This window comes from Spirosoma oryzicola (genome assembly GCF_021233055.1).
In the GTDB taxonomy this organism is placed as follows: domain Bacteria; phylum Bacteroidota; class Bacteroidia; order Cytophagales; family Spirosomataceae; genus Spirosoma; species Spirosoma oryzicola.
Genome location: NZ_CP089538.1, coordinates 2,818,238 through 2,832,301 on the forward strand (window position 1 = coordinate 2,818,238; position 14,064 = coordinate 2,832,301).

At 48.4% G+C, this 14,064-nt stretch carries 11 protein-coding genes; 6 read left to right on the top strand and 5 right to left on the bottom strand.

The annotated features are described in order from the left end of the window. Nucleotides 1-225: 225 nt before the first annotated feature. Complete coding sequence (locus LQ777_RS11925; protein ID WP_232562745.1) at nucleotides 226-1,422, bottom strand: Gfo/Idh/MocA family protein; 1,197 nt, start codon at nucleotides 1,420-1,422, stop codon at nucleotides 226-228. Between the two features lie 239 nt (nucleotides 1,423-1,661). On the opposite strand from LQ777_RS11925, the gene LQ777_RS11930 reads away from it, so the two are divergent. The 4 genes from LQ777_RS11930 (at nucleotide 1,662) to LQ777_RS11945 (ending at nucleotide 7,683) form a co-directional block, all read left to right on the top strand. Beyond that, a complete protein-coding gene (locus LQ777_RS11930; protein WP_232562746.1) occupies nucleotides 1,662-3,035 on the top strand; it encodes a hypothetical protein in 1,374 nt (457 codons plus the stop codon). A gap of 264 nt (nucleotides 3,036-3,299) precedes the next feature. Further along, entirely contained in the window at nucleotides 3,300-4,913 is a 1,614-nt protein-coding gene (locus tag LQ777_RS11935; RefSeq protein ID WP_232562747.1) for a hypothetical protein, read from the top strand. Nucleotides 4,914-5,203: 290 nt separating this feature from the next. After that, a complete protein-coding gene (locus LQ777_RS11940; RefSeq protein WP_232562748.1) occupies nucleotides 5,204-6,922 on the top strand; it encodes an LIC_10190 family membrane protein in 1,719 nt (572 codons plus the stop codon). Continuing rightward, nucleotides 6,919-7,683, top strand: a complete 765-nt coding sequence (locus LQ777_RS11945; RefSeq protein WP_232562749.1) for a glycosyltransferase family 2 protein — start codon at nucleotides 6,919-6,921, stop codon at nucleotides 7,681-7,683. Before LQ777_RS11940 ends, LQ777_RS11945 begins: the two co-directional genes overlap by 4 nt. A gap of 321 nt (nucleotides 7,684-8,004) precedes the next feature. Here LQ777_RS11945 and LQ777_RS11950 read toward each other — a convergent pair whose 3' ends face one another. Further along, a complete protein-coding gene (locus LQ777_RS11950) occupies nucleotides 8,005-8,445 on the bottom strand; it encodes a response regulator (RefSeq protein ID WP_232562750.1) in 441 nt (146 codons plus the stop codon). A gap of 231 nt (nucleotides 8,446-8,676) precedes the next feature. Here LQ777_RS11950 and LQ777_RS11955 point away from each other — a divergent pair, with 231 nt between their 5' ends. Next, the gene (locus LQ777_RS11955; RefSeq protein WP_232562751.1) at nucleotides 8,677-9,126 is read left to right on the top strand and encodes a response regulator; all 450 of its coding nucleotides are present in this window, start codon (nucleotides 8,677-8,679) and stop codon (nucleotides 9,124-9,126) included. Between the two features lie 333 nt (nucleotides 9,127-9,459). Then, the gene (locus LQ777_RS11960; RefSeq protein ID WP_232562752.1) at nucleotides 9,460-9,825 is read left to right on the top strand and encodes a hypothetical protein; all 366 of its coding nucleotides are present in this window, start codon (nucleotides 9,460-9,462) and stop codon (nucleotides 9,823-9,825) included. 321 nt (nucleotides 9,826-10,146) lie between these two features. Here the strand turns inward: LQ777_RS11960 and LQ777_RS11965 are convergent, their stop codons facing one another. From LQ777_RS11965 to pta, 3 genes are all read right to left on the bottom strand, one after another. Beyond that, entirely contained in the window at nucleotides 10,147-10,464 is a 318-nt protein-coding gene (locus LQ777_RS11965; RefSeq protein ID WP_232562753.1) for a hypothetical protein, read from the bottom strand. 163 nt (nucleotides 10,465-10,627) lie between these two features. Further along, nucleotides 10,628-11,827 carry an acetate/propionate family kinase gene (locus tag LQ777_RS11970; protein ID WP_232562754.1) on the bottom strand — a complete coding sequence of 400 codons (1,200 nt, stop codon included), beginning with the start codon at nucleotides 11,825-11,827 and terminating at the stop codon, nucleotides 10,628-10,630. 87 nt (nucleotides 11,828-11,914) lie between these two features. Then, nucleotides 11,915-14,014, bottom strand: coding sequence for a phosphate acetyltransferase (pta, locus tag LQ777_RS11975; RefSeq protein ID WP_232562755.1), 2,100 nt, complete (start codon nucleotides 14,012-14,014; stop codon nucleotides 11,915-11,917). Between the last annotated feature and the right edge of the window lie 50 nt (nucleotides 14,015-14,064).

A 14,064-nucleotide genomic window follows, 5' to 3' on the forward strand; every position in this document is an offset into this window, starting at 1 on the left:
ATGAGGTGAAATATCCACAGATTGAGCAAATTAGGATACAGCGCACAGCTAACGGATACAGACGAGAAAATAGACCGGTTCTTAATAGTGTCAGTCTATTTTCAAGATCAGTAAGCTACATAACGAGATAGACACGGTATATACGTCTTTGTCGATTCGTTTGGATTCAGCGTCACGTAAATTCATAGATGTTCCAGACTTCGGCCAATTCAGCGCATGTTGCGGTTAACGACTAGCAACAGGGTCCAAGATCTGCTGCACCGCCTTGGTCGATACTTTCGTACCGGTCTTAGCCGCCTGAAAAATCGCTTCAATCAGTTGAACATCGCGCATACCCATCTCGCCGGGTACGGTAGTCGGTTTGTCGTTTAGGACACATTCGGCAAAAGCATCCATTTGTCGAGCCTGCTGCGGTACATTTTCTATGTTCATCTTACCCTGGCTGGTTTGCCCTTTAAGGCCATCATATTGGTAAGCGGGGTCGAGTTCGAACCAGCCCTTGGCTGCTTCGGCGCGTAATTTATTGTACTGATCGTTGTAGCTGGTTCGGCATTCGGCAACGGTACCATCCGCAAAGTGGAGTTGAAAATCGACGCCTTCCTCTACTTTCGCAAACTTTTTAGGGTCGGTTATCGGGTGGTATTTGGCGGTTACGGCAATGGGTACCTGTCCTTTGGTGTAAATGGCCCCTTGCAGACAGTAAATGCCGACATCGCGTAACGGCCCACCGCCACCTACACCACCGCCAAGACGCCAGGGTGTATCATTCTCCTGTTTCTGCGCATTTTGGGCAATGATTTTGTTTACCTTACCAAAAACTTCTTTCTGGCCTAACCGCATCATTTCCTGATTATGCGGCTCAAAATGAAGCCGGTAGCCAACCGAAAGCTTCTTGTTGGCTTTTTTGCAAGCGTCGATCATCTTCTGACATTCGTCTGATGTCAGCGCCATCGGTTTTTCGCAAATAACGTGTTTACCGGCCTGTGCTGCTCGAATGACGTATTCGGCATGCATCGAGTTCGGTAGTACCACATAGACAATATCAATGTCGGGGTTATCCGCAATTTTGTCAAACGTCTGGTAGTTATAGACGTTCTTATCGGGAATGTCGTATTTTTTCTTCCAGGTTTCGGCCTTGTCGGGTGTTCCCGTGACAATACCGGCCAGTCGGCAAAAGGTTGTTTTCTCCAGCGCTGGCGCTAATTCTCCTTCGCTGTACTTGCCCAATCCGACCAGCGCAATTCCTAGCTTACGTTCCGAGCCTGAATTGGTTGTCGTCGATGAAGCCGATTCCGCCGATGACTCGCTGCTTTTGAAACCACACCCCTGGAGCCCGGCCAACGTGGTTAGACTTGGGATGACTAAGGCTGTCGCGCCAAGCTTCTGAATGAAATTCCGTCGGGAAAAAGGCATTTGTTGCATAGAACCAGTTTGTCTTACCGTGTCAAAAACAGGAGGGAAGTGCTCCCTGCTATTTCAACCATAGGTATAGTAGAATGTTTGTCGTTTGGTAGAACTCAGTCAGTTACCTCACTTTCTTGACGACCTTAATCGGTGAATGTAATCTGCATTACTTTTAAACGGATTCTACGTAGCTAGATTACTATTTTTGTGACCTATACCGTCAAAGAAATGCAATAAAAATCTGGATCGATTACACGATGGGAAAAAACTACCGATTGCTAGCTATCTTATGTACTATTCTTCTGGCGTTGTCTGTTCAGGCGCAAACAACGCAGGCGCCAACCATTAAATGGCAGCGGTTGCTCGGACCTATTGGCAATTCAACACTGCAACTGGCAAAAGCGAGCCATGATGGCTGCGCTCTGACGTACTTAGGGCAGGTATTACGCTTGTCGGAGTCGGGCAATACACTATGGCAAACTCAAATACCTCCAACGGCTGAACTGCCAGCTTATTCTAATTATGCTGAATTTATAACCGCTATTCCCGACGGCGGCTTTGCGGTCGTAACACGCAACACGTATCGATGGTCTTTGGCTCGGTTAACCGCCGAAGGAGTTGTTCTGTGGGTAAAATCATTTGCCAATTACGAGAATACTACTAGTTCCATATATCGAACGTTCTCCGATTTGATTTATACCGCTGACGGTGGTTTTCTGGCGGTTGACTATACACAATATGGCCGCAACGGAACCGCAACTACCGTTTATACATTTGACGCCGATGGGAACAACCTTGTTACCAGACAAATAAATAATGATTATGGAAATATCGCCAGGGGCAATACAACGACTTATAAAGTCATTCAGACAAATGACGGAAGTTATCTGCTAGTAGGAAGAGCAACAGACAGGTCTGTGAACTTCACTGCTTGGGCGGCTAAGCTTACGCCACAGCTCGGTAAAATCTGGAATAAGAACTTCAGTAGCACATCGTTGGAGGACGTAATTCCAAATCCTTATACTAATGATTCATTCATGGCCGTTGGAAGAAATGATCCCGCTGAAACGCGTACACTTTTAATTGGCCCCAACGGAGAGCCGGCTAACGGTTATAGCCAGTCTAATCGAGTCGATAATACTGAATCATTTATCGTTGCAGGAACAGACGCTGCTAGTTACACGATCGTTGATGTGGTTAATGAAAACGGCGGAGATTTGCGGTTGCAAAATCTGACTGCACAAGGACCAGCATGGACAAAGAAATTAGGTGGTTCTTTGGCAGAAAAAATTAAAAGTGTTATCGCTACCAACGATGGCGGCCTTCTAGTCGTTGGCACCACAACGTCAACGGATGGCGATGTGCAAGGAAAAACAACGAATGATCTTGTTCCCTGGCTTGTCAAACTAGGACCGGCTTGCACCGGAGAGGTGTATTCCGTTCAGGAAGGTAATTGGAATAACCCGGCAACTTGGTCATGTGGTCAGATTCCATCAAACACGGATGTTGTTCATTTAAAACACCGAGTTACGATACCGCAAAGTTACGAGGCAAAGGCTCAGCGTATCATTTATGATTTACCTGTTCAGTTAAATTGGGGAGATAGAAGCCGCTTGGTTATAAGTCAATAAGTAAAAAAGTCAGGGCGAAATCGGCTACCCTTGCAGGATTATAGATATAGGGGGAGCATAGAGCCATTGCCTCACTTATTCTGGAAATAACTTTACTTAAGACCATAAGTCCACTCAATTTTAAAGAGCTTTGTCTAGTAGTATAACTACGGCCTTTTGGTACAATTTCACTGGCTTAGCTTGCCGATGCTGTTATAGCAAAAACGGTCAGATCTTTCTATTCACACCCATACGAGTTCGATACAACCTGAAACTATATTTTCTATGGGTACTTTTTATGACGGGCTCAGTCCGGCTGTGCTTCGTCAACGTGACGTTAGCGTTAACCGTCCACGAGCGCTGAGCCTGGGTGTCGGCATTTTTGTGCTGTTATCGGTAAGCTTGATAACGTCGTTGTTTTTGAAAAACAGCTGGTTATGGATGGATGAGGTACTTAGTGACATCCTGATCGCTGACCCGTCCATCGCACATATGAACAAAGCGGTGGTAAGTGGAATGGACGCTAACCCGCCCCTTTTTGCGAATCTGTATTGGCTGATCGGGCATTCTATCAGTCTGAATACGCAGTTTTTGCGGGTCGTATCAATTCTTATTTTTTCTCTGACGATAGCCCTATTCTTTTACTATTCAACTAAGCTGATTGGTACACCGATTCAAAACTTTGTTCTGGTCACGTGCATGGTCAGTTTGACTTTTTTGAATCTGTCGCTGGCTACTCAGATTCGTGCCTACGCCTTGTTTCTGTTGATTGGCTGCGGCTATTTTATTACGATACACCAACTCAGTATAACCCCCAACCGGCCTAAGCTGCTCGTCGCCCATGTGCTGCTCGGGGTAGGTTTGTTGTTTGCCCATAATTTTGGCTTGTTTTATCTGGCGGCTTCGGGCGCTTTTTTTGCCTTGTTATGGCTGTGGTCAAAGGAGCGTAAGTACCTGCTGGTTATTGGAACGCATGGTCTGATTCTGCTTGTTTGGTTGGTCAGCTGGTACCCCAGCTTCGCCATCCAGTCTCAAGCTGGTAAGCCCCATTCCTGGATTCCGCTGCCAACTTTTTTGTCGTTCTTCAACACCGTTGGGGAGATTGCGCCGAATCTGTCGTCAAAACTGGACTACAACCCGTTTCTGCTCTGGTTACCAATCGCTCGGTTTGTGGTGATCGCCGGTTTGTTTCTGTACATCGTCCTTAAAAAAACAAAAGCTCCTTTTCGAGAGGTCATTCGCGATAAAGCGTTTGTCTTTTATGGGTTGTCGGGCTTTATTTACCTGCTCACAATCGGTATTGCGCTGACCGTCTCGCTGGTCCATACATCCATTTTTTTGAGTCGGTATTTATGGCCGAGTTCACTGTTGGTTATCTATCAGCTGATCTACGCCTATTATTACTTTTTCGGTTACCGAACCTATAATCGTTTGTCGAGCGGTCTATTATGGGTGTATGTGCTGTTTGTAGGGACGTTTATCGTGTACCAGAATCGGAAGCTGCCTCATTTTTCCGGCGACATCCTACCTTACTTTGAAGGGCTGGACAAAAGCTACCCTATTTTTGTCGAAACGGCGGATTATTTTCTGCCTATCTGGTTTCATAAACTAGCGCCCAGGGTTTGTTATTTGCTGGACTGGCAAACGGCTGTTACACCGGGCAACTACCTGAACGCTACCGTTGAACACAAAATCCTTAAATCGGTACGGGACAATTATCAGGTCAACGACATAGTGCCCAAAGCGAGCTTTAACAAAACTAATTTTCCTCATTTCTACATTGTCGATGAAGATAGCCAATACCAGATTGAGGAGTTTATCAAACAGGGGCAGGTGAAAGTCGTGAAAACGATTCCCGTTGCGATACAAGGACACCGGATTTTGGAGTGTACGTTTTAAAGACAATGGGTAAGCCGTTAAAGCCCACGCTTTGAACGGATAGTGGTTCATCGTCGTCGGTCAGTTCGTACAACTGTAGGCGCACAGCCGGTCATTCTGGAACCGGGCTGTGCGCCTACTTTTTTTCGCCCAAGCCCGTTCACGAATGCGAACGTATTAAGGCAATCGCGAAAAAAAAGGCGCATCGGCATTCACGTTTTGTAGGGGTAGTCTATAAACAGATAAGTTGGGATACTTTTCGAATAAACGATTGCCGGAAAGCGACCGGTGTTAACCCAAGGAATCGAACTATGCTGGTTCTTTTGCTGCTATGGCTTCTACTGTACTTTCTATTCTGGGTATTCGGTGAAGGAATTATTCACCTGATGCCTCGTCGGTGGGCGATCAGGGCATCGCCCACCGAAACGATTCTAACAGGTCTTATCGGTGCGGTTGGCCTGCTGCAACTTGCGTCTATTTTCATTCCCATCAACCTTGCTTCCGTTGTTGGATTGGTGTTACTAGCCGCTTTTATAAACGGGCGTTTGCTAAACCAGTCGATTCGTAACGCTACGATCTACCTGCGAACGATAGGCCGAGAGCCTGTATGGTGGCTGCTGGTTGCGGTGGTGCTTTTGTACGCGATCCAACGCCCGACTAACCCGGATAGTGGCGCTTATCATTTGCCTGCTATCCGGTATACCGAACGATTTGCGACGATTCCCGGACTCGGAAATCTATTCAGTCGATTGGCGTTCAATTCAAGCTTTTTTGCGATTGGAGCCGCTGTTGGATGTACCGACCTGGTGGGGCAAACCTTGTTTCCGCTGAATGGATTCCTCTTGCTGGTGTTCGGTAGCTACGTCATCCAGCAACTCTGGCGAGCCGACACGACGCCGGCCTTACAAGTTTTTCAGGTTGGTGTACTAGGACTGAGCCTGTACTTTCTGATCCGTCAGGTAAACGCACCTACGCCCGACGTGTGGGCCACTCTGTTAACCCTGTTCTTTTTTTTGTTCTGGCTGAATGGACGAACGCAGGACAACAAGTTTCTAACTTTTTTGCTGCTGGCCCTCGTGTTTACGTGCCTGACCGTTAAACTGGCTACGCTTCCGTTGCTGCTTGCTCTGCCATTGCTGGGGTACGGCTGCCGACGGTGGGTAACCTGGCAAAACAGCGTGGCCGCGATGGCGTTAGGGGGTTTCCTGCTTATTCCCTGGCTGGTCAAAAACGTTATTTTATCCGGCTACCTGCTTTTCCCGCTTACAGAACCAGACCTGTTTTCTGTTGACTGGAAAGTAGATCCTGTCCTGGCGCAGTACGAACAACAGATCATTACGTACTGGGCACGGTTCCATGTGGCTGAGACCGAGTTTGATCCCGAAAAGCTGACCTGGCCGTTGGGACGCTGGGTGTCGTGGTGGTGGACGCACTGGTGGTTCTGGTACAACTGGCCCAATCGGCCAACCTTTCTGCTGGCCTTTGCTTCGCCCGTATTCGTGCTCTTCCTGTGGATGTCTGCCCGCAAGCGGGTACAGAGCTGGCTGACTGTTTATGCCGTGGCGTTTGCCGGATTTGTCTTCTGGTTTATCAAAGCACCGGAGTTCCGGTTTGGTTACGCGTTTATCTGGACAGCCGCCCTGTTGCCCATCGGTGCGTTGGTACGGCACCCGATTCACCCACTTGTCGTGCGCGTACCGATAATCGTATTAATGACTAGCCTGCTTGGCTACTTCGTCGTAGGTGAAGACACACGTAAACGGGATCGGATGAGTAGCCAATTGTGGAAGCCCCAGCCCTTGAGCCACCGGTATGCCGGATCGATTCCTTACCAACGACGATGGACGCGCAGTAAGCTCGCTGTCCTGGTCCCGAAGGCTCCCTGCAAATCCTGTTTTGACATTGAGCAGCCTTGCACGCCTTTTTTCTTCAACGATCTTCAGTTGCGGGGCCGCACCATTGCCGACGGCTTCCGCCGAAACCCGAACCCCACCGACTCATTAGCAATTAATTCCAATCTATCCAAATGAAGCTGAGTATCATCATTCCCGCTTACAACGAAGAGCGCACCATCTACGCGTTGTTAGACAAAGTTGTGGCTGCTCCGTTGCCTGCACACATTCAGAAAGAAATCATTGTGATTGACGATTGCTCAATCGATCAGACCGGTCTGTTGGTCCAGACATTTAAGGACGAGCATCCGGATTCTTGTCTCCAGTACGTTCGTCACGCAACCAATCAAGGCAAAGGAGCCGCTTTGCAGACCGGTATTCGGCTGGCTACCGGCAATTGGCTTATTATACAGGATGCCGATCTGGAATATGATCCTAACGAATACGGATTGCTGTTACAGCCGCTGCTCGACGGTAAAGCCGATGTTGTTTTTGGCACCCGTTTCATTGGCAATCAGCCGCACCGGGTTTTGTACTTCTGGCATTCGGTAGGCAACAAGATCCTGACGCTATTATCAAACGTCTTTACGGATCTGAATCTGACGGATATGGAGAGTTGCTATAAGGTGTTTAAAACCAGTTTGATTCAGGGGATTAATTTGCAGGAAAAACGATTTGGTTTTGAACCGGAAGTAACGGCGAAACTGGCCCGGATACCGGCTATCCGAATCTATGAAGTAGGAATTTCGTACTATGGACGTACCTATGCGGAGGGAAAGAAAATAGGCTGGCGCGATGGCTTCCGGGCGATCTATGCCATTTTGAAATACAATCTATTTCGGAGTGATCGGCCAGCGGTTAACATCCAAAAGCATTCAAACGAATTGAGTGTATATTGACAAGAACCATATGCTCACTAGTTTATCAGAGTGATAACTTCTTATCCGTGCCAGGAGATTAACCAGTGATTTGTTTTTCTGAATAGATAGTGCATAACGCCCGACTTCAATGAGGTCGGGCGTTATTGCTGAATGTTTTGCCGTTGCCTCATTACAAGGGGTAACTGTATGGGTACTTTCGTTGAATGGCTGTAATACGGACAGATAAGAGGGTTTGCTTAAGTCCGGGGTAATCTAAAGTCCCGGACTTATTTGTACTCCTGCCGGAAAGTTGAAGCACTATGTCTTTGAGGTCTCGAACGTATGGTAAGTTGTCTTAACTCACGGCTGCGTGGAACGGTCGCACGAAGTGATGCAGTTGCCGAGCAGCCAATTCTGGCGCAGTTGAAGAATAACTTTATTTAGTCCCTTGATGTCCGCTGGTTTGGTGATAAAATCGTTGGCTCCTAGTTTCAGCGCTTGTTGCTGATCGAAGGGGTTGCTCGATGTAGTCAGGATAACAATGGCTATTGACTGGTACTTTGGTTCCCGACGAATGAACCGCAGGGCTTCCATACCGCTCATAAACGGCATGTTTAAATCCAGCAAAATTAAACTTGGTAAGACAGGGGCTGTAGCTAACGCGTTGATTAACTGTTCGCCATTAAACAGGGATTTGATCTGACACTCTGGGCTGAGTTGCTTGAAAACTTGCTGTACTAAGAAGCGGTCATCTTCATCGTCGTCTACCAGAAAGACGCAATCGGTGTCAAGTGGGGTCATTGTATAAGTTGTTCCTTAGGGTAACTGTGTTTATTCGCCAAACGTTCGATTCGGCCCTATTAAAATAATCTTATGTACATATGGCTGCTAACAATATACTAATGTCGTCTCACAGGGCATTGGACGTGTTTTGTATCAGCTACTACTTGTGTTAACCCGCGCGATCATCTTGGCTTAATCCAATCAGTTCGACAAGAAACGCGTCACTTCTCACCATCCTAATCCTGCTTTATGAAGCCCGAAACCAGTGCCTTAAATCCGTCAAAACCTACCATCCTTGTTGTTGAAGATAATGCCGATCAGTGGTTTCTTATTCGATGGACTTTGCTTCAGCAGTTTCCGGAGCTGGAAGCAGTCTGGATTGACGAGGAAAGTCGCGTGATGCCTTACCTGAACGCGAGTGTGGTGAATAGGAACGAACTTCCCGTACTGATTTTATTAGATCTGTATTTACCTAGTGCTGCTATGGGCTACTCGGTCCTGAAAGCGATTAAGAACCACCCCGTATACCAACATCTGCCAACTATCGTCCTGAGCCAGTCGGCCGATCCCGACGATATCAACGAATCATTCAATTGCGCTACTAATTCGTATATCGTTAAGCCAATTCGTTACCAGGACTGGCTGGAGGCTTTTTCCTTGCTTCGTACGTACTGGAAAGGCTCCGGAACGTTGCATTAGCGCATCGACTAATTACCATCTCCGGTAAGTTATATCATCAAAAAGGTGGTAAATGAACGTGGGTAATCCAGCCAAATCGCCCGTGGATGATGCTCCAGAGCCGTCAGAAAAGCAGGTTCAGCCCACTAAAGACAAGGAAACATGGTCTTAATGCGGGCTCCACGGATTTCTGTCCGCAAGTGAACAATAGTTGTCCAAATACGGACATCGTTTGACATGGTATTTATTATAACTATCTGATAATCAGTTATTGAACTATGTTGGCACAACCTTTGGCTTAGTAGTAGTGAACACGTAAACAACACTAAACGCACTACTACCATGTTATTACCAATGATTAACAAACTGGCTCTTTCCGCACTCATCAGCGCTGCTACACTGAGCAATCCAACTACGCCGAAGACGCTTTCCTTCGATGCAAGCGCTTATGTGACGACCAACAACCAGATTCGCGTTGCGGTCAGCAAGACGGCGCAGATACCGGTGGTAATCCTGCTTCGGGACGACGCTAACCAGGTGATTTACCGGCAGAATATCAACAAGAACGATGCTAAGTACGCCGTAAAACTAAATGTCGCTGAACTGGCCGACGGCAAATACGAGCTGGAAGTACAATCGTCGGAAGGTAGCATCCGTAAGCAGTTAAACCTGTCGACCCAACCCGCTCAGCAGATCAGCCGGGTGGTGGCTATGCAATAGCACGTTTATCGTCAACGTACTGGTCAAACTATCGGAGGTAGCGTTGACCAAACCTTCAACCGTATGCTTTCTCCTATCACTGCTCTTTCACGACTAGACAATTACGTTGACCGGTTGATCGTCCGTTTGGTAGACTATTTGCTACCGGGAGGATGCGCCATTAACCAGTCCCGCTCCTGATCAAAGCACTACAGCATGCCTGAGCGAAACGCCATTACAGTGGCTGCACGATCTGTTAGGCTAGACAAGGTTATTAGTCGCAAAAATAAGAACGTCCGGTAGCAGGAGCTAACCGGACGTTTGGTGTAGTGTATGAGCCTGCTACTGCGTTAGTTCAAGAGGACCCAAAGCCATTTGCGGGAGGTAGAATTGAGGCCACTGTTCGTATCGAGCCAGAAATACGTTGAACAACAAGGCTTTGCTGCCATCCCCGCCCGGATCATCGATCTGTTGCAAATGGGTAATATGGGCTACCACATAGCAAGGCCAGGTTGCAGGGGCGTCAGTTACACGACCTACCCTTACAAGCTGATTGTAGCCATAATCCGGTAATTCGTCCGTTGGAATATCCGGGTGAATTTGAGTTGTGGTCTGTCGATCCGGGCTATCGTAGCACAAAAATCGCGTATAAAATTGCATAAAGTCATTTGTTGTATACTGCCTTAAAAATAAGAAATTATAATTAAAGTATATACTAACTATAGCAAATCTATATCATAATTACGCTACCGGAACACGTATTTCAAACCAGCGAATTGACAGTCAGCACCCATAAATTGCCTATAAATGCTGACTACAGAGATTAAGCGGTTTCCAGTAAATCAAAACTCTGTTGGGCAATTTCTAACTCTTCGTTGGTGGGTATCACGAGAATCTTAACCGCAGAATCGGGGCGGTTGACCTCCCGGACATCCCCCGTAGCGACCCTGTTTTTGTCCGAATCGAGGTAAACAGCCAGGAAGTCGAGGTTGGCACAGATCTGTTCGCGCATGGCACTATCGTTCTCACCCACACCTGCGGTAAAAATCAACGCATCCAGGCCGTTCAGGACAGCCGCATAACTACCGATGTACTTCTGGATACGATAGGCGTAGATGTCGAGGGCAAGGGCGGCTGCCTGATTGCCCGCTTCCAGCGCCTTTCGAATGTCGCGCATGTCATTTAAACCCGTCAGGCCCTGCATACCGGATTGTTTGTTGAGCAGGTTGTTTACCGCATCGGCACTATAGCCTTTGGCGATCAGATGAAAAATAACGGAAGGGTCAATATCGCCGGAGCGGGTTCCCATAACCAGACCCGCCAGTGGGCTAAACCCCATGCTGGTATCCAGCGATTTACCGTTTTGAACGGCGGTGATACTACAGCCATTACCCAGGTGAATACTAATGAGCTTGGCGTCGGGTTTCCCTAGCCAGGCTGCCGCTTTCTCACTTACGTATTTGTGGCTCGTGCCATGAAAACCATAGACCCGAATGCCTTCATCAGTGTACAAGGATTCTGGAATGGCGTAGCGGAAAGCGTATTCCGGCATGGTCTGGTGAAACGCAGTGTCGAAGACCGCAATTTGCCGCGCGTTCGGAAACGTTTTTTCGGCAAGCTCAATGCATTGATAATTGATGGGGTTATGAAGGGGGGCCAGTGGAAACAGATCTTTGATCGTTTCTTTAACCGCTGGTGTGATCAGAGTGGCGTTGGCAAACCGTTCACCCCCGTGTACGACCCGGTGCCCGACGGCCTTGATGTCGTCGGCTGAATGGATCAAACCAATCTCAGCGTCTGACAGTAGCTCTACCATTTGCTGAAGCCCTGCTGAGTGATCCGCAATCGCTTCCTGCCGCTCGATGGTCTGAGTTGGATCGACTGTCAGTATTTTGTGCCGGATGAATGCCTCGTTCGTACCAATCCGTTCAATCAATCCCGTGCACAGAGGCTTATCAGAAGGCATGTCGAACAGCTGGTATTTCAACGAACTGCTGCCCGCGTTAATTACAAGAATATACATACTGGTTTGTTTTCTGACAGGATCAACAAGATAAGGCACGATTAAAAATTAGGTAAAACGCTATCTCATCCTGGTAATCCTGTCAAACTAGGAAATAGTATCCTGACATTGAATGGCCGTGATGACGACGGTATTAAACACATCATCGACGGTACAGCCTCGGCTCAGGTCATTAATGGGTTTGTTGAGTCCTTGTAACATCGGACCGATGGCGAGCGCACCCGTTTCTCGTTGCACGGCTTTGTACGTATTGTTGCCGGTATTCAAATCGGGAAAAATCAACACGCTGGCCCGACCCGCTACATCGGAATTGGGTAGTTTCTGACTGCCTACCAGCGGATCGACGGCCGCATCATACTGAATCGGTCCTTCGATTTTTAAGTCAGGACGTTTATTGCGAACGATGGCTGTGGCCTGTCGTACCTTTTCCACGTCTTCGCCTTCACCCGACGTTCCCGACGAGTAAGAAAGCATGGCAATGCGCGGCTCAATACCGAAGCGTGCACTGCTCTCGGCGGATGAAATGGCGATTTCGGCCAGTTGAGAAGCGGTTGGATTCGGGTTTACGGCGCAGTCGCCGAAGACGGATACGCGGTCGGGCAAGCACATAAAAAAGACCGATGACACCAGCGAGACACCCGGCTTGGTTTTGATAAATTGCAGGGCAGGTCGGATGGTGTGCTGGGTGGTATGGACCGCGCCCGAAACCATACCATCGGCATGACCCTGGTAGACCATCATCGTACCAAAGTACGAAACGTCCAGCATCATATCGCGCGCCATGTCCAGGTTCACGTTTTTCGCTTTGCGCAGTTCGTACAATGTCGCTGCGTACGCGTCGTAGTTTTCCGAAGTGGCCGGGTTTATAATGGTCACCGAGCCGGGTTCGAGCGTAATTCCCAATCGTTTTGTTGCCGCCAATATCTCGGCTTCATCGCCCAGAATAGTCAGTTCGACAACGTTTTGAGCGACCAGACGGGCAGCCGCTTTCAAGATCCGATCGTCGTTTCCTTCCGGCAGGACAATGTGCTTTTTCTGACTTCTGGCCGTTTTGACGAGCTGATACTGGAACATGTGGGGAGTGATACCTTCGGACTGGAACGTAACCAGTCGGTCGTCCAGCGCTTTGGTATCCACGTTCTTTTCAAATACGTCGATAGCCAGTTCGATTTTCTTTCGGTTGTCGGCGGTGATGCGGGAATGAATGGCCCCGATGGCGGTTGTCGTACCAAACGTACCCTGCTGTACCGTGAGGATGGGAATAACCGTTTGAAGGCCTGCAATCAAGCGGGTGACGGGCTCGTCCGGCTCCGTCCCTGCGGTCAGCACGATACCCGCTACTTTCGGGTAATTGGCCGACAGATTCGCCTGCAACGCGCCAATGATGATGTCGCCCCGGTCGCCGGGCGTCACGATAAGTACGTTTTCCTTGATGTAATTCAGGAAGTTTGGCAGCATCATGGCTCCCGTCACAAAGTTGTCTACCTGATTGGAAAGCAGACTTTCGCCAACGAGTACTTTCGCGCCGAGCGCGTCCCTGATCTCTTTCATAGTCGGACTCTGGAGCTGCTTTTCCCACGGTATGACGGTAAGCATCATGCCGGCGGGTAGTTGCATCCGAAGCAGTTCCCGAACGTCGTCTACCTGCTCCGCTTTGACCCGGTTGGCAACCAGACCCAGCACCTGAACCTCCCGGCTCTCAAAACCTTGCAGTGCACTCAGGGCTGCGCTGATAATCTGGGCGGTCGATTTAGACTCTCCACTGATGATGATCAGGACGGGAGCGCCGAGATTTTTAGCAATAGCGGCATTCGATTCAAACTCAAAAGCAATACCCTCCCCCAGAAAATCACTACCTTCAATGACCGTAAAGTCGCAGGATTCTTCCAGTTTCTTGTACTTGCTGATGATGGTGTTAAGCATTTCGCCCCGCTCTTCCTGTTCCATATGCTGGAGGGCTTCCTGCCGGGTAAACGCATACGTGTCCTCGTAAGGAATGGGTAGGGCGAAGTAATCCAGAATGGCCTCGATATGAATCTCTTTCTGGCCGGGAAGCTGTGGAGTGATAATGGGTTTGAAGTAACCAACTTTCTGTGTTTTACCCAAAAGGCTGTTTACCAGGCCGAGCGCTAACAAGGATTTACCCGTGTAAGGCTCTACCGATGCGATAAATATGGATTTCGTCATATGCTGTTCAAAAATCACTGACCGAATGTACAGGAAGTTGGCAACACCTC